The sequence below is a fragment of the Paenibacillus algicola genome (assembly GCF_005577435.1).
GTDB lineage: Bacteria > Bacillota > Bacilli > Paenibacillales > Paenibacillaceae > Paenibacillus_AQ > Paenibacillus_AQ algicola.
In genome coordinates, this window is record NZ_CP040396.1 from 1,574,239 (window position 1) to 1,594,520 (window position 20,282).

Consider the following 20,282-nt stretch of genomic DNA (forward strand, 5'->3'; position numbering starts at 1 on the left):
ATAAGAGGAGGCGAAGCTGATGAAGGCAGGGATCATGGGAGGGACATTTGATCCCATTCACATGGGTCATCTGATGGCGGCAGAGTCCGCCAGAGAGGCCTATGGACTGGACGAGGTGTGGTTTATGCCGAGCCATACGCCGCCGCATAAGGTGCTGGCCGGAGTGACGGCAGAGATGAGATATGAAATGACCTGTCTGGCCATTTCCTCTCATCCGGATTTCAAGGCCCTGGATCTTGAAATCCGGCGTGAAGGAGTGTCCTACACCATCGATACGATCTCCGCGCTCAAGCAGCAGCAGCCGAACAGTGAGCTGTATTTCATTATCGGAGCCGATATGGTTAACTATCTCCCGAAATGGCATCGTATTGAAGAGCTGTCCGGCCTGCTGAGCTTTATTGGTGTCAACCGTCCCGGATCCAGGCTGGAGCTGGAGCTGCTTCCTGAATTCCTTAGCCAGCGTGTCCATCTCTGCGACATGCCCATGATGGACATATCGTCCACGGTCATTCGTGAAAGAATGGCGGCCGGGAAATCCATACGTTATATGGTGCCTGAACCGGTCTATGATTATATTACAAGGAGCGGGATCTATCGTGTATAACCGGGAGCAGCTAATGGAAGCGGTGTCGTCTCAAATGCCTGCAAAGCGCTGGCAGCACACCCTCGGCGTCATGGAAACAGCGGTGAAGCTGGCAGAGCAGTACGGCGCAGACCCGGTGAAAGCCGAGCTCGCCTCCATTTTGCATGATGTTGCCAAATATTGGCCCACAGATCGGCTGGAGCAGGTGCTGAGAGAGAATCATCTGAATCCCGGCCTGCTGCAGGAGGATAAGCAGCTATGGCACGCCGAGGTCGGTGCGTTTGTAGCGCAGCAGGAATATGGAATTGAGGATCTGGACATTCTGGATGCGATCCGCTATCACACCTCCGGGCGTGAGGGCATGAGCCTGCTGGAGAAAGTGGTTTGTCTGGCTGACTATATTGAGCCCGGAAGGGATTTTCCGGGAGTGAATAAATTACGCAAACTGGCCAACCATAGCCTGGAAGAGGCGCTTGCCGCCGGGCTGGGAACGACGATCAGCCACTTGGTAGAGAAGAATAAAGCCATTTACGTGCTGACCGTACAGGCCCGAAATGATTTAATGAAGCAAATGCCAATAATGGAGGGGAATTCATGACCATAACACCGAATGAATTGTTAAATATGGCCGTTGCGGCCGCAGAGGATAAAAAAGCGATGAATCTTGTCGCGCTGGATTTGAAGGGCATCTCGCTGGTTGCTGATTATTTTGTGATCTGCCACGGGAACTCGGACACCCAGGTGCAGGCCATTGCGACCGAAATCCGCAAAAGAGTCCATGATGCCGGCGTTTCTGTCAAGCTGGAGGGCATGGATGCAGCACGCTGGGTCCTGATGGACCTGGGGGATGTTGTGGTTCACATCTTCCACCGGGACGAGCGCGAATATTACAACATTGAGCGCCTTTGGTCAGACGCTAAAGTGGTGGAGAACGTATGAGTTTGATTGCCGGAACAATGACTAAGCTCGAAGTATCCCGGGAGGTGTCACCGTACGGATTTTTTCTGGATGGCGGCGACCGGGATGTGCTGCTTCATTATTCGGAGCTGACGTCTGAAATCAAGCCGGGCGACACGGTGGAAGTGTTTATTTTCTTCGATACCGAGGACCGGATTGCAGCTACGATGAAAAAGCCTTATCTGACGCTCGGTGAAACCGCGCTGCTGATGGTGGCAGACGTGCATCCACGTCTGGGCTGCTTCCTCGAAATGGGGCTCGGAAGACAGCTGCTGCTGCCCATCCGTGAGCTGCCTGAGCTGAAGGAGCTGCATCCGCAGATCGGGGACCATGTGTATGTCATGATGGAGCACGACAAGCAGGGGCGTCTCAGAGCAAGGCTTGCCGGAGAACAGGAGCTGGCCCCGCTGGCGTTCCATGCGCCTGACTCCTGGCTGAACGAGTGGTTCAATGCCCGTGTGTACAAGCCGCTGCAAATGGGCACCTTCGTCATCATCGACGGAGGCGTGCTTGGCTTCGGGGCGATTGGCATGGTTCATTCCTCGGAGCGTACGCGATTGCTGCGTCTCGGAGAAGAGGTCAAGGTCCGTGTAAGCCATATCCGCGAGGACGGACGGGTCAACCTGTCGATGGTGCCGCGTAAGGAAGTGGGACGAACCGATGATGCGGATCGCCTTCTCGCTTTCCTGAAGGAGCGCCCGGGCGGCGCAATGCCTTACTCGGATGCTACTCCACCGGACATTATCAAGCAGCGCTTCGGCATCAGTAAATCCGCCTTCAAGCGTGCCCTGGGCAAGCTGATGAAGGACGGCCTGATTACGCAGAAGGAAAGCTGGACCTATCTTGCAACGCGGGAAGACGCCCCGGCCGGAGATGACCATAATCACGATAAGCGTTAGGAAAGTGGTGTCAGCATGTTGTCATACCGCAAGTTTGCCTATGTCTATGATCAATTGATGGAGGATATGCCCTATCCGCAGTGGCTGCGATTCGCCAGGACAGCCTGGGAGAAGCATGGCATGCCGAAGAGCGTGGCAGAGCTGGGCTGCGGAACGGGCACCATTACGATCCCGCTTGTGAAATCCGGCTTTGAGGTGACCGGGATTGATCTGTCAGCAGACATGCTCTCGATCGCCCGGCGGAAGCTGGAGGAAACACCGAACGGAAGCCGGCTTTACCGGGACGGCAGTGTCCGCTGGGTTCAGCAGGATATGCGGGAGTGGGAGCTGCCGGAGCCGGTGGATTCCGTCATCTCCTTTTGCGATTGCTTGAACTACCTGCTGGAGAAAGAGGATATTCAGGCTGCGTTTGCCCGTACATACAGCGGATTAAAGGAGGGCGGAACATTTCTATTTGATGTTCACCACCCGCTGACCTTGATCCGGTACGATGAAGAGCAGCCCTTTGTGCTGGATGAGCCAGACGTATCCTACATCTGGACCTGTGAGCTCGACGCACCCCGGTGTGAGATTGAGCATCATCTATCGATTTTTGCAAGAGATGAGAATGACGTCACCATATACCGGCGCTTTGAGGAAACCCACATTCAGCGGGGGTACGACCCCGAATGGATGAAGGTGGAGCTGACGAAGGCCGGCTTCCGCGACGTGAAATGCTACGCGGATTTTGAATGGGTGGAAGCGACAGAAGACGCCCGAAGATTATTTTATGTCGCTGTAAAATAAAGGAGCTGTTTCCTGCGGATTGTGAAATCCTGAGGGGAACAGCTTTTTTTTGCATTCTCTCATCTTGTCAGACCACGGCGGCTTTCCGGACAAAGAGACCCTTCCCGTTTGCCTGTAAATCCCGAATTGCCTGCTCTGTTTGACTGAGATTAAGGTACTCTCTGTAATCCGTAGGAAGCGTCTCAGGTGCTGTGGTAGACTGTAGCCGTAAGGTATCGTAAGCGATTACAGTCCAGGACACAAACACAACCTAAGAATTTATTCCCGGGAGGAGTTATCAATATGAAGTTTTCAGTATTTACAGTATCCGTTCCAGATCTGACGCCGGAGGAGCTGGCCGCTGCGGCGAAGGAAGCTGGAATCCACGGTATAGAATGGAGATTCAAGGGCATTCCACCAGAGGCGAAGCATGAGCAGCCCTCTTTCTGGAAGCATAACCGGTGCTCCATGGACCCGGAGGGGGGGCAGGAGGACTGGCTCAGATTCAAGCGGGCCGCCGAGGAGCAGCAGATCCAATCCCTTGCCGTCGTTCCCTATTTAAAATGTGGTGACATAGAAAGCACACGCAAGGTCATGCAGGCAGCAAAGCTGCTTGGCGCTTCCTTCATCCGCGCCGGGGTGCCGGGATATGACCGAAGCACCAATTACAACACACTTTTTGAACAAGGCGTAGCGTATTTGGCTCAGGTCGAGGAGCTGGCTGCAGAATACGGGGTGAAGGCCCTCGTAGAGACGCACCAGAAGACGATTGCTCCGAGCGCATCGCTGGCACATCGTCTGGTTTCCCGGTTTGACTCCAAGCATATCGGCGTGCTGTACGATCCTGGCAACATGGTGCACGAGGGATATGAGAACTACCGAATGGGCCTGGAGCTGCTCGGCCCTTATCTTGCACATGTCCATGTCAAGAATGCATGGCTTGTGAGTGAGCAAGCAGCGGATGGCCGTACAGAATGGAGACCGGAATGGGCGCCGCTGGCGGAGGGCGTTGCGTCCTGGCCGCAGGTGCTTGCAGATCTGAAGGCGGTCGGCTATGAGGGATATTTTGGCGTAGAAGACTTTAGCGGTGTGCTCGGCTCGAAGGATATGCTGCAATCATTTGTTAGACTCATGAAAGAATGGGCGCGCTAAAATTAAATATGGAGGGAAAGCATATGGAAAAGGTAAGAGTAGGCGTAATTGGACTGGGTATGGGATACAGCCATGCCCAGTCCCTGGCACAAGGAAAGATCAAAGGAGCTTGCCTGGCAGCGATCTGTGATCTTCAGCCGGCTAAGCAAGAGATGGCGCGGGCGGAGCTGCCGCCAGAGGTTACGATCTGGAGTGATGCCGAGGCTATGATGTCCTCCGGCGAAGTGGATGCCGTGGTCATTGCAACCCCGCATTACGGTCATCCGCAGGAAGCGATGACAGCGTTCAAGCATGGCCTGCATGTGCTGATTGAAAAGCCGGCTGGTGTGTATACGAAGCAGGTGCGGGAAATGAATGAAGCGGCGGCCAAGAGCGGGAAAGTATTCTCCATTATGTACAATCAGCGCTGTAATCCACTGTATCAAAAGCTGCGGGAGATGATTCAATCCGGCGAGCTTGGAGAGGTTCGGCGCATCAATTATATTGTTACCTCATGGTATCGCTCTCAAAGCTATTATGATTCCGGAGGCTGGCGCGCAACCTGGGCAGGGGAAGGCGGCGGTGTGCTGGTGAACCAGTCTCCGCATCAGCTGGACCTGTGGCAATGGGTTACGGGGATGATGCCTGTACGAGTCCGGGCTTTTTGCTCATTCGGTAAATACCGTAACATCGAGGTGGAGGATGATGTGACGGCATATGCTGAATATGAGAATGGTGCCACAGCGGTGTTCATCACAACGACGGGGGAAGCGCCGGGAACGAACCGGCTGGAGGTGACCGGAACGCGCGGCAAAATCGTCATTGAGGATGAGAAGCTGAGTTTCTGGAGGCTGCGGGTTAGTGAGCCGGAGTTTAACCGGGACTTTAAAGGCAAATTCGGTCAGCCGGAAAGCTGGAAGTGTGAGGTGCCGATTACGGGCAGCAACGCTCAGCATGAAGGGATTTTGCAAAATTTCAGCGACGCTATTAACAGCAATGCACCATTAATTGCACCGGGAGAAGAAGGAATTAAGGGCTTGACGCTCTCGAATGCGATGCATTTGTCTACCTGGCTGGATGATTGGGTGGAGCTGCCGCTGGACGAGGAGCTTTATTTAGAGAAGCTGCAGGAGCGTATTCAGCACTCCACCTACGAGAAGACGGTGCGGGACACCGGACCAGAGGTAGATATGTCCAACTCTTTCATCTAGTTCAGAAGCTTTAGATCCTGATGATGGATAGAGCAAATAAAGGAGGATGAAATATGGATCGGAGCAATGGGATGAACTATGCCCCTTCGGGCAAGCCCAAGCCGGTGGTAAAGCCGGGTGAATTCGTATTTGGAGCTATGTCGCTGGATCACGGGCATATTTATGGGATGTGTAACGGTCTTGTCGAGGCCGGCGCTGTACTGAAATGGGTGTATGATCCCGATCCTGCCAAGGTAGAGGCCTTTTGCAAGGCGTATCCTCAGGTGTCGGTGGCGTCCTCTGCGATGGAAATCCTGCAGGACAAGGAGGTGCAGCTGGTTGCAGCGGCAGCGATTCCATCCCTTCGCTGTGAGCTTGGCCTGCAGGTGATGTCCCACGGAAAGGACTACTTTACGGACAAAACGCCGTTCACCTCCCTGGAGCAGGTGGAAGCGGCAAGAATCAAGGCGGCGGAGACCGGACGAAAATATATGGTCTACTACAGTGAGCGGCTGCATGTAGAAAGTGCAATTCATGCAGGCCATCTCATTCAGGACGGCGCCATCGGGCGGGTCATTCAAGTCATGGGGACAGGACCGCACCGGCTGGATGCAGGAAACCGTCCGGACTGGTTTTTCAAGCGGGCACAGTATGGCGGCATTTTATGCGATATTGGCTCCCATCAGATCGAGCAGTTTCTGTTCTTTGCCGGCTGCAAGAATGCAGAGGTTGTCAGCAGCAAGGTGGCGAATTATGGACACCCGGAATATCCGGAGCTGGAGGATTTCGGGGATGCAACCCTCATCGGAGACAACGGGGCAACGAACTATTTCCGGGTAGACTGGTTTACGCCGAACGGGCTGGGTACCTGGGGAGATGGCAGAACGATCATTCTCGGGACCGAAGGGTATATTGAGCTTCGTAAATATATTGACATTGCCCGCAGTTCCCAAGGCGATCATCTCTATCTTGTCAATGGAACCGGAGAGCATCATCTGGAGCTGAGTGGCAAGGTCGGGTATCCTTTTTTCGGGGAGCTGATTCTGGATTGCCTGGAGCGCACGGAGAAGGCGATGACGCAGGAGCATGCACTTAAAGCCGGGGAGCTCTGTGTTATCGCCCAGCAGCAGGCGGTTCGTATTCCTTAGCGCTTTCGTTTATAATGTAAGGAATCCATGGTGCGTAAAGGGGCAGAAGCTTTATGAAAGCGGGATTCCAGATTCACGGTGAGCCTGCCCGGCAGGGGCAGCCCTATGAATTTACATACATGAACGATCGCCGCATTCCAAGCGGTATATTCCACTCTCACACTAAATATGAAATGTTTTATTTTCATGAGGGAGCCTGCACGTATCTGATCGGGGACCGGTTCTATGCGCTGAAGCCAGGTGACCTGCTGCTCATGAACGGTCTGACGCTGCATTGTCCTCACCTTGAGAAGGGTGATCAATATGTCCGTAGCATCATTCATTTTGAACCGGACATTCTGGATCAGTGGCTGAGCAAGGAGCTGTCCTCTGCTGCATTGCGGCCGTTTCAGCAGCTCAGTAATTATCGGCTGAGACTTGCAGGGGCAGAGCGGGAGGAATTCGAGGTTCTGCTGAAGGAAATGCAGCGTCTTTCCTGTCTGGAAGGAGCGTGGGCTGCAGATCGGAAGGGACTGCGCCTTGCGGAGCTGCTTCTGTTCGTGGCCGAGCTCTGTACGGAAACGGTGGTGGAGCAGGCTTCTCACTCCGAGAAGGAGCGGCATGTCCAGCATGTGATCACGTTTGTAGAGCAGCATTATGATGAACCGCTTACCTTGGACGAGATCGCCAGGGCAGTTCACCTTTCCAAGCCGTATCTGTCTGCCATCTTTAAAGAGGTGACGGGGACAACGGTACTGAAATATGTGTACAGCCGGCGCATTAACCAGGCCAAGATCCTGCTGTGGCTGCATCCGGACATGACCGTCACGGAGGCGGGACGGGCGGCAGGCTTTAACCATCTGGCCCATTTCAGCCGCATGTTCAAGGAAATGGTAGGCGCCAGCCCGGAAGAGTATCGCAGCAGCCGCATTTCTACATTGACTTAGCAGGGAATATTCGGTTATAATATCGACATTCAATTTAAAAAAAGCAATGCGATGATGAGGACTATCATTTCATCCCTGTCACTCAGAGAGCCGGCGTCAGGTGCAAGCCGGTTGACAGCAGAAGTGAACTCACCTCGGAGTAACGGTGACTATTCGGCGTAAGCTAGCCGATAATTATCGTCGTCTCACCTGCGTTAGAGGTGCAAAGTGAGTCTAAGGCAAAGCATGCCTTACACTAACTAGGGTGGTACCACGGGAAACAACCTCTCGTCCCTAGCGTTATACGCTGGAGACGGGAGGTTTTTTTGGCTACAATCCCTTGATCTCACAGGTTAGTGTGAACGTAGAGAAGGAGCTGGCAAAGATGAGTGACAATCAACAGACGGGCCATGGCTATCAGCCCCAGGCGATCGAGCCGAAATGGCAGGAGTTCTGGGATCAGAACAAGACATTCAAGACGGAAGAGGATGACAGCAAGCCGAAGTTTTATGCGCTGGATATGTTCCCTTATCCTTCCGGCGCCGGGCTTCACGTAGGCCATCCGGAAGGATACACGGCAACAGACATCGTTTCCCGCTTCAAGCGGATGCGCGGCTATAATGTGCTTCATCCCATGGGCTGGGACGCTTTTGGCCTCCCTGCAGAGCAGTATGCGATGGATACAGGCAAGCACCCGCGTGATTTTACAATTGCGAATATTAACAATTTCCGCAGACAGATCAAATCTCTCGGCTTCTCCTACGATTGGGACCGCGAGATTAGCACCACCGATCCGGAATACTATAAATGGACCCAGTGGATCTTTATTCAGCTGTACAAGAGAGGCCTTGCTTATGTAGCCGAGGTACCTGTGAACTGGTGTCCTGCACTCGGCACAGTATTGGCGAACGAAGAGGTCATTGATGGCAAGTCTGAGCGGGGAGGACATCCGGTCATCCGCAAGCCGATGCGGCAGTGGATTCTGAAGATTACGGATTACGCCGAGCGGCTGCTGGAGGATCTGGAGGAACTGGACTGGTCCGAGAGCATTAAGGATATGCAGCGTAACTGGATCGGTAAGTCCACAGGTGCTGAGGTCGTGTTTGATATCGAAGGTCATGACCGGCAGCTGACTGTATTCACCACCCGTCCCGACACCTTGTTTGGAGCCAGCTACTGCGTCGTTGCTCCGGAGCATGAGATGGTGGAGGACATTACAACGGCAGCGCAGAAGGAAGCGGTCCGGCAATATCAGGAGCAGGCGGCTCACAAGAGCGACCTGGAGCGTACAGACCTTGCCAAAGACAAGAGCGGTGTGTTTACAGGCGCTTATGCGGTGAATCCCGCAAACGGGGCGCGCCTGCCGATCTGGATTGCAGATTATGTGCTGGCAGGCTATGGCACCGGTGCCATTATGGCCGTTCCGGGACATGACAGCCGTGACTGGGAATTTGCGAAGAAATTTGGCCTGGATATTATCGAGGTTGTAAAGGGCGGTAACGTGGAGGAGGAAGCTTACACCGGAGCGGGCGAGCATACCAATTCCGAGTTCCTGAATGGGCTCCAGAACGAAGAGGCTATTGAGAAAATGTCCGCCTGGCTGGAGGAGAACGGAAAGGGACGCAAGAAGATTACTTATCGTCTTCGCGACTGGCTGTTCAGCCGTCAGCGGTATTGGGGAGAGCCGATTCCGATTCTTCATCTGGAGGACGGATCAATGAAGACGGTGCCGGAGGACCAGCTGCCCCTGCTGCTGCCGGACGTCGATCAGATCAAGCCGTCAGGCACTGGAGAATCCCCGCTTGCTAACGTAACGGAGTGGGTAGAGACGGTAGACCCGGAGAGCGGCATGAAGGCCCGCCGGGAGACCAATACGATGCCGCAATGGGCAGGCAGCAGCTGGTATTACCTGCGCTACATTGATCCGAACAACGACGATGAAATTTGCTCCAAGGAGAAGCAGAAGGCCTGGCTGCCGGTCGATTTGTACATCGGCGGGGTAGAGCATGCGGTGCTTCACCTGCTGTATGCCCGTTTCTGGCACAAGGTGCTGTATGATCTGGGTGTTGTAGACACGAAGGAGCCTTTCCAGAAGCTGGTCAATCAAGGTATGATTCTTGGCACGAACAACGAGAAGATGAGCAAATCACGCGGCAACGTCATCAACCCTGATGACATTGTCAACGAGTACGGAGCGGACACGCTGCGTGTATATGAGATGTTCATGGGACCCTTGGAGGCTACGAAGCCTTGGAATACGAACGGCGCCGAAGGCATTCATCGTTTCCTCTCCCGTGTCTGGCGCTTGTTTGTCGGAGAGAATGGCGAGCTGAGCACCAAGCTGGTGGACGGTGAAGGGTCGGATGAGTTCAAGCGGAGCTGGCACAAGACGGTCAAGAAGGTGACCGAGGACTTTGAGCACCTTCGCTTTAATACCGCGGTCAGCCAGCTGATGATCTTCATCAATGAAGGCTACAAGACGGAAGAGCTGCCCCGTAAAGCGATGGAAGGCTTCGTGAAGCTGCTGTCTCCGCTGGCGCCGCATTTGGCAGAGGAGCTGTGGAGCCGTCTGGGATATGCCGGCACGATCACTTACGAGCCTTGGCCGGAGTATGATGAGGCCTTTACGGTAGATGCGGAAGTAGAAATTGTAGTGCAAGTGAATGGCAAAATCGTGGATCGTGCCAGAATATCCAAGGATTTGGATCAGGACGCCATGAAAGAACATAGCCTCTCCCTTCCAAATGTCAAGCAGGCGCTGGAAGGAAAGAGTGTACGCAAGGTGATTGCCGTACCGGGCAAGCTGGTCAATATCGTGGCCGGTTAAGCGCGGTGCCGAATACCGTACCCAGCTTCTCCAGCTCTTCCTCATACTTGTCATGCGTCGTGGTGATGAGCTCATGGAAGAGGCCATCCAGCCGCTCCTCGAACAGGGACAGCGCCTGGGCGGTAATGCCTCCCGGGACAGCGATCCGCTTTTGAAGCTGCTCCGGGGTAAAGCCTTCCTCGGTCAGCAGCTTGCCGGTGCCTAGCAGCATCTCACCGGCAAGGCGGTTAAGAGAGGGACGGTCGGCTCCGGTCAGCTCGATGGCGGCGGTAATCCATTTTTCCAGAAAATAACCTAAAAAAGCAGGCCCGCAGCTGGAAAAATCGGATGTAATCCTTGTGTGCGATTCCAGTACCTGGATGGGCCTGCTAATACAAGACAGGAGGCTTTCCAAAAGCAGCCTGTCTTTTTCTTTGATTCTGGAGCCATACATGCACAGTGTGGCACCGCCGCCGGTCTGATTCGTCAGGCTGGGAATGATTTTGGCGATTTTGCAGGGCAGTGCAGACTCCAGATGAGAAATTTGGACCGGACTTGTAATGGAAACGATCATGTGCTCGGAGGCCAGGGCGTCCGCGATGTCATCAATCACCGTCTTGAACTCCCCCGGCTTTACACACAGAAACAGAAGCTGAACCTGCGAGGCGAGGTCACTATTTCGTTCACACAGCCGGATTTCCGGATATTGCAGCAGCAGCTGCTTGGCTCTCTCCGGTGTACGAGTGCTGATGTAGACCTGCTCCGGCTGAAGGGCTCCATAGCGGATGAGGGAGGTAATTAATAGACTGCCCATGCTTCCTGCCCCGATAAAACCGACTTTCAACATATGGATTTCCCTCCTTTCACGTCATTACAGCACAGAAGTGCTGTGTATTACAGATAACGTATGCAGAGCCAGGGTTGGACCATGCCGATAAATTGATGAAGTTCAGAAAGGAATGAAGAAATGAGAAAGAGCCACATGGCTGCAAGTGTCATCCTTACGCTCCTGGGCTGCGGTTTGATTCTGTACGGCGGGGAAGGGGATGCGGTACCGGAAGGCTGGAAGCCGCTGAATGATCAGGTGCAGGAGGTCCTGGAGGCTTCTGCCCCCGCTCCATCCGGCGCTGAGAAGCATGAGGAACCGGCTGCCCTTACACTCAAGCAGGAATCCGCTGGGAACAGCTCCCCGGCAGAGGTGTCAGGCGGGAAGGCGCAGCCGACTGCGGGAAATGTTGAGGCCAGCATAGAGGTGAAGCCATCTCAGGAGCCGGAAGCAGCCCGTTCAGGAGATGCTGCAGCCGGCAAAATCAACATTAACACGGCGGATCTGAACGCCTTAATGGAGCTTCCGGGCATCGGGGAGGCGAAGGGGCAGGCGATCATCGATTATCGCAGCTCAAATGGACCCTTCAAAAGTGCAGCCGAGTTGATGGAGGTCAAGGGCATCGGGCCCAAAATGCTGGAGAAAATGCAGTCTTACATCACGCTTTAACCCTGTGCTACAATAAAATCAACTTTAATATATAGAGACAGGTGAGCATACAGATGAGCCAGGATCGTCGTAAAGACTGGGATACGTATTTTATGGATATTGCATTTATGGTCTCCACCCGCTCTCAGTGCCATCGAAGGCATGTCGGAGCGGTGCTGGTCCAGGGGAAGAAGCTGCTGGGAACCGCCTATAACGGCGCCCCGATGGGCGTGCCGGACTGCTCGGAGGCGGGCTGCATGATTGTAGAGGATTATGAGCTGGTTACTGCTGCCGGTAAAGAGGAGATGGTGAAGAAGCAGCGATGTATCCGCACCATCCATGCTGAACAGAATCTGCTGCTGTTTACAGACCGGATTGACCGCGAGGGCAGCACGGTGTATGTGACGGACGAGCCGTGCTGGACGTGTGCCAATATGCTGGCAAACAGCGGAATTACCGAAGTGGTCTTTCACCGGGCTTATCCGAAGGACAGCCTAAAGGTCAGTGTTATGATGGCACAAAAAGGCATTCAGTTCCGTCTGCTGGAGGATTACCAGCCGCCGCAGGAGACGCTGATGACGATTCAGAATTAACATCTATAAAGCGCTTCGGGAGCAGATGAACTGCGCCTGGCGCTGACATACAATCTCTGCAAAGGAAGAACCTTTGGCTCAAGCTGCCAAGGGTTCTTTTTTAATGACGCTGAAAGGAGGTGCGCTTATGCTGCAGCGCCCTTTGCTGTGGTTTGCCATTTGCTGGGTAGCCGGCAGCAGCTGTGCTGCGATGTCTGCAGGTATGCAGCAGGTCATGATTCTCGGGGGTCTGGCCATGCTGCTTGTCATTCCCGTGCTGTTCGGTCAATCCTCTGTGATCTTGAGCGGCATTCTGCTGCTGAGTATAGTGCTGTCTGCCGCGAGCTGGGAGTGGAATGACAGCCGCAACATAAGCGGGCTGGATCCCTTGCTTACATACAGCGCTTCTGAGGAAGACGGTGCACTCATTCCGGCGTCTGCTTCTTTAAGCGGTAAAGTGCTCACTCCAGTGGAGATTGACGGGGACCGGGCCCGGTTTACGCTGCGGCTAGAACGGCTGGATACGCATACCTCACTGCAAGAGAAGGTGAGTGTGCAGGTGAAGCTGGTCTCGGAGGAGGAGCAGGACATTGCTGCGTCCTGGCGGCGCGGTGATTCCTTGAGCTTTACCGGGAGTCTGGAGAAGCCGGGAGCAGCCCGGAACTTTGGAGGCTTTGATTACCGGCAGTATCTGTACTATCAGGAAATCCACTGGATCGTTAAAGCGGAAGGAGCGGCGGCTTTCGATGTCCAGCTGCTGAGCGGCTGGTCTCTCGACTGGGTGCTGCGGGGGAATAACGAGATCAGAGCTTATCTCGGGCAGCATATCGATTCCCTTTTCGGATCTTTTCACGGCGGTTATATGAAGGGGCTCATCATTGGGGAGCGGGGCGATCTGGATCCGGATACATTCGCGGAATTTTCCCGGCTGGGCCTGACCCATATCCTGGCGATCTCGGGAATGCACGTGGCGGTATTTGCAGGCTGTCTGCTGTTCCTGTTCTCCAGGCTTTCCATGACGAGGGAGGCTTCCCTGAATGCTATCATTCTAGCACTGCCGCTCTACGTCCTGCTCACGGGAGCAAGTCCCTCCGTAGTGCGGGCAGGGATGATGGGGATGATTGGCTTTTATGCCGCGCGAAAAAAAATACTGAAGGACGGCCTGCACATTCTCAGTGCTGCCGCGCTGATCATGCTGTGGTACAATCCGTACTTCCTGATGAACATCAGCTTTCAGCTGTCCTTTCTGGTCACGGCCGGCTTGATACTATTCGTGCCCCGGCTCATGCCGCTCCTGTCCTGGCTGCCCAAATGGCTGGCAGGCGCAGCTGCGGTCACAACCGCGGCGCAGCTCATTTCTTTTCCGCTGACGATTTACTATTTCAATCAGTTTTCCCTGCTGTCCCTGCCGGCCAATTTGCTTCTGGTCCCTGTGATCAGTCTTGTTGTACTTCCTGCCGGGATGATATGCGTGCTGCTGGGGCTGCTGTGGAGCCGCGGTGGGGAATGGCTGGCTTCCTGGATCAAGCTGCTGAATGGCATCACCTTCAAGATCGTTGAAGCATTGAACGAGTCTCTGCTCTTTCAGACGATCTGGCCATCTCCGACGCTAGGCTGGATCATGGCTTATTATGTACTGCTGTTTCTGCTGCTTCAGCTTGCCAATAAGCTCAAAAAAAATCCCCGCTCCCTGCTTCAACAGGATGAAACCGTGCCGCTGGCGGGAATTTCTCCTCGTTATGAAGCTGTTGAAGCGAAAGCATCGGGGTCCAGCTCTTGGGCTGTGCATCCTATCATCCAATCTGTGGCGATGGTCCTGCGGAGGCGGGGGTGGTATAGGCTGGCGCTGACACTGGAGGCCGCGGCTGTTCCGGCGCTACTCTCAGTCAGCGCGGCCTGGCTCGTGCTGCTATACTGCGGGTATCAGGGGCCGTCGCAGCAAGGTGTGGGGATGGTGCGCTTTCTGGACGTCGGACAGGGAGACTGCATGCTTATTCGTACGCCGCAGGGAAAATACATTTTGGTAGACGGCGGCGGCACGATCAGCTTCGGACAGAAGGAGACCTGGAAAATTCGCAAGGACCCCTTTGAGGTCGGGAGCAAGGTTGTTGTGCCGCTGCTCAAGAAGGAAGGGGTTCAGGCGCTGGATATGGTCATTCTTACTCACAATGATCAGGATCATGCCGGCGGTCTGCAGGCGGTGCTGGAGAACATTCCGGTCAAATCCTTCTGGTTCAACGGGACCTTCTCGCATTCACCCAATGAAGCTGCGCTGCTAGGAACAGCGGTAGCCCGCGGCATTCCGATATTAAAGGTTCGGGATACCGAAGTGCAGCTGGATCGTGATACGAGGATCCAGTTTCTGAATCCTGCAGCAGACGGGATGGAGGAGAAGCTGAAGCAGGTCAAGGATCAAAACCACCATTCAGTGGTATTTGTCATGGACATGAACGGGGCGCGCTTTTTGTTTACCGGTGATGCGGATGAGGCAGCGGAGCTGGCGATGCTGGATCGAGAGGGATGGCTGCAGGATGACAGCAATAAGCCTGTGAAGGTGGATGTGCTGAAAGCCGGGCATCATGGCAGCAAGACGTCAACCTCGTCAGCCTGGCTGAGTGCCTGGATGCCGCGTGCTGCTGTCGTTTCTGCCGGTGTGAACAACCGGTACAACCATCCGCATCCAGACGTTGTCAGCCGGCTGGCGCAGTTTCAGGCCGCGCTCTACCGGACGGATCAGCAGGGAGAAATCCAGATGAGGATCAAGCGGGACGGAGCCATTCATGTAAGGACACGCCTGGCGCCAGAGGATTCAAGTGTCTGGTGACGGACCTTATTATTTTTGGTATAGTTAGATGATGTTTCCTCAAAAAAAACGCACAATATGCTGCAACAATTTGTAGAGAGGATACGTCTGTATTTATGCAGGGAGAGGGGGATCCACTGTGGTGGAGCAGGGACTCATCAGAGCCGCTCAATCGGGCGATCGCGACGCTCTAATCACCCTATTGCGAGAAATAGAACAACATGTGTACCGCACAGCTTACTATATTTTGAAGAACGAGCAGGATGCACTGGATGCTTCCCAGGAAGCGCTCATTCGGGTATACACCAAGATCAATTCCTATGAAGAGAAGGCTCAGTTCAAGACCTGGGTACAGCGGATTGTTACGAATATTTGTATTGACAAGTTCCGCCGCGCCAAGCCTACGGTGTCGATGGATGAGCATGATCTGGTGTTCGAGGACCGCCACAATGTGGAGCGGGAAGTAATGTCGGGATATTTGGCCCAGGACATTCAGGAGGCCATCAACCAGCTTCCCGATCACCATCGAACGGTCATCGTCCTTCGTTATTTACAGGACTTATCTTATAGTGAAATCGCAGACTGTCTGAATCTGCCGCTAAACACGGTGAAATCGTATCTGTTCAGGGCGAGACAGCAGCTGCAGAACATGCTTCAGGAGCATCAGAAAGGTGGTGTATCAGGATGAATTGCCAGCAGGTGAGGGAAGACATGCAGCGCCATCTCGACCAGGATCTGACACCGGAGGAGACGGCAGCACTATACCGTCATATCGCGGTCTGTCCCGGCTGCGCGGAGGAGTTTCAGATGCTGAAGCTGCTATCCCGCGAGCTTGAGGATTTGCCTGCGGTCACGCCTCCGTTCAGTCTGGTGGATTCCATACTGCCTCAGCTGGATGCAATAGATCAAGCAAGAGGTCACACGCTCGCCGAAGCGGCCGGAAAGCCGGCAGAGGTGCTTCAGCCGCCTCGCCGTGCAGCTCGGAGCTCCTGGTGGAGCTCCATGGCAGGCCGTACCGCTGTCGGAGCGGCAGCAGCTCTGCTCGTACTTACGGCGTCGGTGCTGAGCTACGAGCCGAAGCAGCTTTCAGATGCAGACATTCCTTACGCTTCAAGCGTGCCGGAGGCGGTTAGTGAGAGCTCCGGAAGTATGCCGGCTGAGAATCAGAACAGCCCCGAAGAGGGCGGGACGGAGGCTTCTGCGATGGAAGCTGAGATGTTCTCTCAGAAGCTGAAGTCTGATGAGGAGCCTGACGAGAGCCCTGCTCAGGAAGAGCTTCCGCAGCAGAGTGAATCGCAGCGTGCGCCGCAGAGCCAGCCGCCGATGGATGCAGAGCGTACGGGCTCCGCAGGCAACGGAGCCGGGGCTAATAGCCAGCCGCCGGCAGCAGACTCCCAAGCGTCCAGCCCTGAGGGAACCGGCAGCTCCGGCTCTGCAGAGAGCAGTCCGCTTAGCAATCCAGAGGAGCAAGACATGCCAGAGGACCCCGCTTTATCGCAGGGACTTTCAGATCAGTCCTTATCCGAAACGGCCCCGCCACAGGAGCGCGAAATGCTGGGAACCATGGATGAGGAGCCGCTGCCTCCGGTAGAAGAGGATATGATCGCGGAGGAGATGGTCCCGCCCGCGAACCCCAAATACGGCATTAGTATGATGCCGGTGCAATGGCTGTCACCAGATGGAAGGTACCGGGTGCTGCTGGAAGGCGACCGTTTGGTTATATACAGTGTTCCGGCAGCGGGTGCCGAGTCGGCTCCGGTCAAGGTGCAGGAGCTGATTGTGCCGGGGGAATGGATTAGCGGACAATGGTCTGAGGACGGAAAATCCTTTGTGTACTATATTACGGCGGAGGGGACCGAGAAGAAGCGAGTGTTCTCGCTCGACAGTCTCCCGGCTGTTAAAGAGCCGAGGCCTGAATCCGAAACGGCACCGGAAACCAAGGCGCCGGCAGAGAAGCCTTCTCAGCGTGAGGGACAGAAGGGAACGCCGTAACAATCCGTATTACTCCGTATCACGGAAGCTTTTTTTTCAAAAGTATGCACATTTTACGAGACTCGGAATAGAATGATATTAAAGCAAATGTACAATCTCACCTCGTCGTATGACCGACAGCGGGCGGTTTCTAGAGCACGCCTCGCTGTTCGTTTATATAGATGTGTCTGGGACAAAGGAGCTCTGTGCCATGAAGGCGCAGGGCTCCTTTGCGGTCTCTGTCTTTTCTGGTATAGTGTACAAAGAACAAAAAGGGGTGGATTGCAAGGTGGATGCCAAAGCGGCGGCTAAAGCCGTCAAGCAGGGGGAGGTTTCTCCCGTCTATCTGCTGTATGGCAGTGAGAAATATCAAATGAATGAGTTTCTATCATTTCTGGAAGCGCAGCTGGTGAGTAAAGAGGACCGGGATTTTGCGCTTATTCATATGGATCTGGGAGAATCCCCGATTCAGGCGGTAGTCGAGGAAGCGGAGACGGTGCCGTTTATGGTGCCGCGGAAGCTGATCATCGTGAGGGATGCGTCGCTGTTTACCGCGGGGAAAGAAAGCGCCAAGGTCGAGCATCGTCCGGAAACGCTGCTGACGTATCTGGATGCTCCAGCGGAGTACAGTGTTATTGTGTTTCTGGTGCCGCAGGAAAAGCTGGATGAACGCAAGAAAATTGTCAAGGCGGTAAAAAAGTCAGGCACGGCGCTCGCCTTTACGCCGCTTGGCGGTGAGGATCTGCTGAAATGGATTGAGAAGCAGGCGGCCAAGGAGGAATGCCGCTTTGAGTCCGGCGCTGCGGAGATGCTGGTCCGAAATGCAGGCACCGGTCTTCAGACACTTGCTGGTGAAGTGGACAAGCTGTGTCTGTTTGCCGGCCGGGGAGGTGTTATCACCGGCGCTGTCGTTCATCAGCTGGTGGCCCGCAGCACAGAGCAAAGTGTATTTGCTCTTGTGGAGGATATTGCGAATCTGCGGCTGAATCAGGCGCTTTCGATCTTTTACGAGCTGTTGAAGCAGCGGGAGGAGCCCATCAAGATTGCGGCACTCATTACGAGACAGTTTCGGATTATTCTGCAGGTCAAGACCTTGTCGAGGCAAAGCTATTCCCAGCAGCAAATCGCATCCCAGCTCGGTCTGCATCCCTATGCCGTCAAGATTGCCGGTGAGCAGGCCCGCAAGTTTCAGGCCGCCAGGCTGGAGAGTATTCTAAACGAGCTGGGAGAGCTGGACTATAAGATGAAATCCGGGGCTATGGATAAGGTGCTGGGGCTGGAGCTGTTTCTGCTGCGGCTGGGTGCCTGAGTCCACAGTGGACACCAGAGGCGAGTCACGCCGGAATGCAAGCATACTAAAAACCCTGATCAGCCGAGGGCTTGTCAGGGTTTTTCATTTACGTATAAATGAATCGCATTCTTACGCTTGGGAAGAAAGTGCGTTCAGTCTTTTAGCCAGACGGGACTTTTTGCGGTTCGCCGCATTTTTGTGAATCAGACCCTTAGTAACAGCTTTATCCAGCTTCTGGGAAGCGGCTTGGAAAGCAGCTTTCGCAGCTTCAACCTCCGTACCGGCCAGCGCCACGTCAGCATTCTTAACAGCTGTGCGCAGAGCGGATTTCTGGGATACGTTGAGAGCGTTGCGTTTCTCAGTTGTCTTAACGCGTTTAACCGCGGATTTAATGTTTGGCATTACATTCACCTCCTGTAAGGCATTTCAATAGCGCGAAATGGTTCACAACTTAAAATAGTTTAGCACGGGGGGGGACAAAAAGCAATAGGATGTACGAGCAGAAGTTATGACTTTCAAAAACAGGGAGTCACGCATAATCTGGACGGAACTCCCGCACACTAGCCTCAATAAAAAGAGGAGAGTGATTCAGACATGGAGCTTGATCTGCAGCGGTATTCAGTCAGGACCGATCTTGCCGTAGAATCAAGGGAAATGCTAGCAGGTCAGGAGCCTGTGCAAATACCGGGAGTCGTAGAGAATATCCAGCAGGAGGATGGCATTCGCATCACCCGGCTGGATGTCCAGAATGAAGCAGGAGCAGAGCGCATCGGACGTGTGAAGGGACATTATATTACGCTGGAGGTACCGGAGCTCCGCAAGGGAGATACCGGGCTGCAGGAGCAGGTGGCGGCTGTGTTCGCCAGAGAGTTTGAGCAGTTTATGCAGCATATTGGCCTTGGCCCCAAATCCTCGGTGCTCATTGTGGGCTTGGGGAACTGGAATGTAACCCCGGACTCTCTAGGTCCTCTCGTTGTGGAAAATGTAATGGTCACGCGACATTATTTCGAGCTGATGCCAGATCGGGTCGCACCGGGCTACCGCCAGATCAGTGCGGTCGCACCGGGCGTGCTCGGCTTGACTGGCATTGAATCCAGCGAAATTGTTCAGGGCATCGTGGAGCGGACGCGTCCAGATGCGATTGTTGCCATAGACGCGCTGGCCTCCCGTTCGCTGGAGAGAGTCAACACCACGATACAGATTGCGGACATCGGCATTCATCCCGGCTCGGGCATCGGTAACAAGCGGCGCGGGCTCACGAAGGAAATTCTGGGGGTGCCCTGCATCGCGATCGGCGTACCAACGGTGTGCTATGCCTCTACCATCGTTAATAATGCGATTGAGATGATGAAATCCCATTTTGCCCAGGAAACGAAGCAAAGCGGTCATATTATGGGAATGCTGCATGACATTCCGGAGCAGGAGCGGCTGGCACTCGTGAAAGAGGTGCTGGAGCCGCTGGGTCATGATCTGATTGTAACGCCGAAGGAAATTGATGAATTCATTGAGGATATTGCCAATATTGTAGCAACGGGTCTCAATGCGGCGCTGCATGAAGCGGTAGATCCGGGCAACGCCGGGGCGTATACCCACTAAGCTGTTCTTAATTTATATAGAGACCGCCTTTATGCTGCCGAACAGGCAGGGTGAAGGCGGTTTTTTGGTGTTCTATTAAAACATAGAAGAATATGATTGTCTTCCGGTTCTATCGAATCCGCGGCTCTCATAGATTGGGAGTATAAGAGAAGGGCGGACAGGCTGGCGGGACCGGCTCTTCCGCGGATGAC

19 protein-coding genes and 1 other annotated feature are annotated in these 20,282 nt (G+C 54.3%); of the genes, 17 read left to right on the forward strand and 2 right to left on the reverse strand.

Going from position 1 to position 20,282, the window contains the following annotated elements; genetic code table 11:
• Positions 1 to 19 precede the first annotated feature (19 nt).
• From nadD to leuS, 10 genes are all read left to right on the forward strand, one after another.
• Positions 20 to 604: a nicotinate-nucleotide adenylyltransferase gene (gene nadD / locus E6C60_RS07000; RefSeq protein ID WP_138225201.1), complete on the forward strand. Its 585-nt coding sequence runs from the start codon at positions 20 to 22 to the stop codon at positions 602 to 604.
• The gene (gene yqeK, locus E6C60_RS07005) at positions 594 to 1,181 is read left to right on the forward strand and encodes a bis(5'-nucleosyl)-tetraphosphatase (symmetrical) YqeK (RefSeq protein WP_138227674.1); all 588 of its coding nucleotides are present in this window, start codon (positions 594 to 596) and stop codon (positions 1,179 to 1,181) included. The genes nadD and yqeK overlap by 11 nt, the downstream gene beginning before the upstream one ends.
• On the forward strand, positions 1,178 to 1,522 hold the full coding sequence (gene rsfS / locus E6C60_RS07010) for a ribosome silencing factor (RefSeq protein WP_138225202.1): 345 nt from the start codon (positions 1,178 to 1,180) through the stop codon (positions 1,520 to 1,522). The genes yqeK and rsfS overlap by 4 nt, the downstream gene beginning before the upstream one ends.
• Entirely contained in the window at positions 1,519 to 2,439 is a 921-nt protein-coding gene (locus E6C60_RS07015) for a CvfB family protein (RefSeq protein ID WP_138225203.1), read from the forward strand. Before rsfS ends, E6C60_RS07015 begins: the two co-directional genes overlap by 4 nt.
• A 15-nt stretch (positions 2,440 to 2,454) precedes the next feature.
• Positions 2,455 to 3,225 carry a class I SAM-dependent DNA methyltransferase gene (locus E6C60_RS07020; protein WP_138225204.1) on the forward strand — a complete coding sequence of 257 codons (771 nt, stop codon included), beginning with the start codon at positions 2,455 to 2,457 and terminating at the stop codon, positions 3,223 to 3,225.
• Between the two features lie 282 nt (positions 3,226 to 3,507).
• On the forward strand, positions 3,508 to 4,356 hold the full coding sequence (locus tag E6C60_RS07025; RefSeq protein ID WP_138225205.1) for a sugar phosphate isomerase/epimerase family protein: 849 nt from the start codon (positions 3,508 to 3,510) through the stop codon (positions 4,354 to 4,356).
• Between the two features lie 23 nt (positions 4,357 to 4,379).
• Complete coding sequence (locus E6C60_RS07030) at positions 4,380 to 5,546, forward strand: Gfo/Idh/MocA family protein (protein ID WP_138225206.1); 1,167 nt, start codon at positions 4,380 to 4,382, stop codon at positions 5,544 to 5,546.
• 53 nt (positions 5,547 to 5,599) lie between these two features.
• Positions 5,600 to 6,673 (forward strand): Gfo/Idh/MocA family protein, encoded by a 1,074-nt coding sequence (locus tag E6C60_RS07035; protein ID WP_138225207.1) that lies wholly within the window; start codon positions 5,600 to 5,602, stop codon positions 6,671 to 6,673.
• Between the two features lie 53 nt (positions 6,674 to 6,726).
• Positions 6,727 to 7,599, forward strand: a complete 873-nt coding sequence (locus E6C60_RS07040; protein WP_138225208.1) for a helix-turn-helix transcriptional regulator — start codon at positions 6,727 to 6,729, stop codon at positions 7,597 to 7,599.
• 42 nt (positions 7,600 to 7,641) lie between these two features.
• Positions 7,642 to 7,877, forward strand: a binding site (T-box leader).
• Between the two features lie 86 nt (positions 7,878 to 7,963).
• Complete coding sequence (gene leuS, locus E6C60_RS07045) at positions 7,964 to 10,405, forward strand: leucine--tRNA ligase (RefSeq protein ID WP_138225209.1); 2,442 nt, start codon at positions 7,964 to 7,966, stop codon at positions 10,403 to 10,405.
• On the opposite strand, the gene comER is transcribed toward leuS, so the two are convergent.
• Complete coding sequence (gene comER, locus E6C60_RS07050; RefSeq protein ID WP_138227675.1) at positions 10,386 to 11,228, reverse strand: late competence protein ComER; 843 nt, start codon at positions 11,226 to 11,228, stop codon at positions 10,386 to 10,388. The genes leuS and comER overlap by 20 nt on opposite strands.
• Positions 11,229 to 11,351: 123 nt before the next feature.
• Here comER and E6C60_RS07055 point away from each other — a divergent pair, with 123 nt between their 5' ends.
• The 6 genes from E6C60_RS07055 (at position 11,352) to holA (ending at position 18,513) form a co-directional block, all read left to right on the forward strand.
• Positions 11,352 to 11,879 (forward strand): ComEA family DNA-binding protein, encoded by a 528-nt coding sequence (locus tag E6C60_RS07055; protein WP_138225210.1) that lies wholly within the window; start codon positions 11,352 to 11,354, stop codon positions 11,877 to 11,879.
• Positions 11,880 to 11,932: 53 nt separating this feature from the next.
• A complete protein-coding gene (locus E6C60_RS07060) occupies positions 11,933 to 12,451 on the forward strand; it encodes a deoxycytidylate deaminase (protein WP_138225211.1) in 519 nt (172 codons plus the stop codon).
• A 127-nt stretch (positions 12,452 to 12,578) separates the two neighbouring features.
• The gene (locus tag E6C60_RS07065; RefSeq protein ID WP_233281172.1) at positions 12,579 to 15,254 is read left to right on the forward strand and encodes a ComEC/Rec2 family competence protein; all 2,676 of its coding nucleotides are present in this window, start codon (positions 12,579 to 12,581) and stop codon (positions 15,252 to 15,254) included.
• A gap of 118 nt (positions 15,255 to 15,372) precedes the next feature.
• Complete coding sequence (locus tag E6C60_RS07070; RefSeq protein ID WP_138225213.1) at positions 15,373 to 15,921, forward strand: RNA polymerase sigma factor; 549 nt, start codon at positions 15,373 to 15,375, stop codon at positions 15,919 to 15,921.
• Positions 15,918 to 17,225 carry a zf-HC2 domain-containing protein gene (locus E6C60_RS07075; RefSeq protein WP_138225214.1) on the forward strand — a complete coding sequence of 436 codons (1,308 nt, stop codon included), beginning with the start codon at positions 15,918 to 15,920 and terminating at the stop codon, positions 17,223 to 17,225. The genes E6C60_RS07070 and E6C60_RS07075 overlap by 4 nt, the downstream gene beginning before the upstream one ends.
• Positions 17,226 to 17,493: 268 nt before the next feature.
• Entirely contained in the window at positions 17,494 to 18,513 is a 1,020-nt protein-coding gene (gene holA / locus E6C60_RS07080; RefSeq protein WP_138227676.1) for a DNA polymerase III subunit delta, read from the forward strand.
• A 111-nt stretch (positions 18,514 to 18,624) separates the two neighbouring features.
• Here the strand turns inward: holA and rpsT are convergent, their stop codons facing one another.
• Complete coding sequence (gene rpsT / locus E6C60_RS07085) at positions 18,625 to 18,897, reverse strand: 30S ribosomal protein S20 (protein WP_138225215.1); 273 nt, start codon at positions 18,895 to 18,897, stop codon at positions 18,625 to 18,627.
• 192 nt (positions 18,898 to 19,089) lie between these two features.
• Here rpsT and gpr point away from each other — a divergent pair, with 192 nt between their 5' ends.
• Complete coding sequence (gpr, locus tag E6C60_RS07090) at positions 19,090 to 20,091, forward strand: GPR endopeptidase (RefSeq protein WP_138225216.1); 1,002 nt, start codon at positions 19,090 to 19,092, stop codon at positions 20,089 to 20,091.
• Positions 20,092 to 20,282 lie beyond the last annotated feature (191 nt).

Excerpts from the sequence above, each read along its gene's own strand:
- E6C60_RS07025 (WP_138225205.1), top strand. The coding sequence starts at position 3,508 with ATGAAGTTTTCAGTATTTACAGTATCCGTTCCAGATCTGACGCCGGAG.
- rpsT (WP_138225215.1), bottom strand. The coding sequence starts at position 18,897 with ATGCCAAACATTAAATCCGCGGTTAAACGCGTTAAGACAACTGAGAAA.
- leuS (WP_138225209.1), top strand. The coding sequence starts at position 7,964 with ATGAGTGACAATCAACAGACGGGCCATGGCTATCAGCCCCAGGCGATC.
- E6C60_RS07030 (WP_138225206.1), top strand. The coding sequence starts at position 4,380 with ATGGAAAAGGTAAGAGTAGGCGTAATTGGACTGGGTATGGGATACAGC.
- rsfS (WP_138225202.1), top strand. The coding sequence starts at position 1,178 with ATGACCATAACACCGAATGAATTGTTAAATATGGCCGTTGCGGCCGCA.
- gpr (WP_138225216.1), top strand. The coding sequence starts at position 19,090 with ATGGAGCTTGATCTGCAGCGGTATTCAGTCAGGACCGATCTTGCCGTA.
- E6C60_RS07020 (WP_138225204.1), top strand. The coding sequence starts at position 2,455 with ATGTTGTCATACCGCAAGTTTGCCTATGTCTATGATCAATTGATGGAG.
- E6C60_RS07075 (WP_138225214.1), top strand. The coding sequence starts at position 15,918 with ATGAATTGCCAGCAGGTGAGGGAAGACATGCAGCGCCATCTCGACCAG.
- E6C60_RS07060 (WP_138225211.1), top strand. The coding sequence starts at position 11,933 with ATGAGCCAGGATCGTCGTAAAGACTGGGATACGTATTTTATGGATATT.
- E6C60_RS07065 (WP_233281172.1), top strand. The coding sequence starts at position 12,579 with ATGCTGCAGCGCCCTTTGCTGTGGTTTGCCATTTGCTGGGTAGCCGGC.
- E6C60_RS07055 (WP_138225210.1), top strand. The coding sequence starts at position 11,352 with ATGAGAAAGAGCCACATGGCTGCAAGTGTCATCCTTACGCTCCTGGGC.
- E6C60_RS07015 (WP_138225203.1), top strand. The coding sequence starts at position 1,519 with ATGAGTTTGATTGCCGGAACAATGACTAAGCTCGAAGTATCCCGGGAG.
- nadD (WP_138225201.1), top strand. The coding sequence starts at position 20 with ATGAAGGCAGGGATCATGGGAGGGACATTTGATCCCATTCACATGGGT.
- E6C60_RS07035 (WP_138225207.1), top strand. The coding sequence starts at position 5,600 with ATGGATCGGAGCAATGGGATGAACTATGCCCCTTCGGGCAAGCCCAAG.
- E6C60_RS07040 (WP_138225208.1), top strand. The coding sequence starts at position 6,727 with ATGAAAGCGGGATTCCAGATTCACGGTGAGCCTGCCCGGCAGGGGCAG.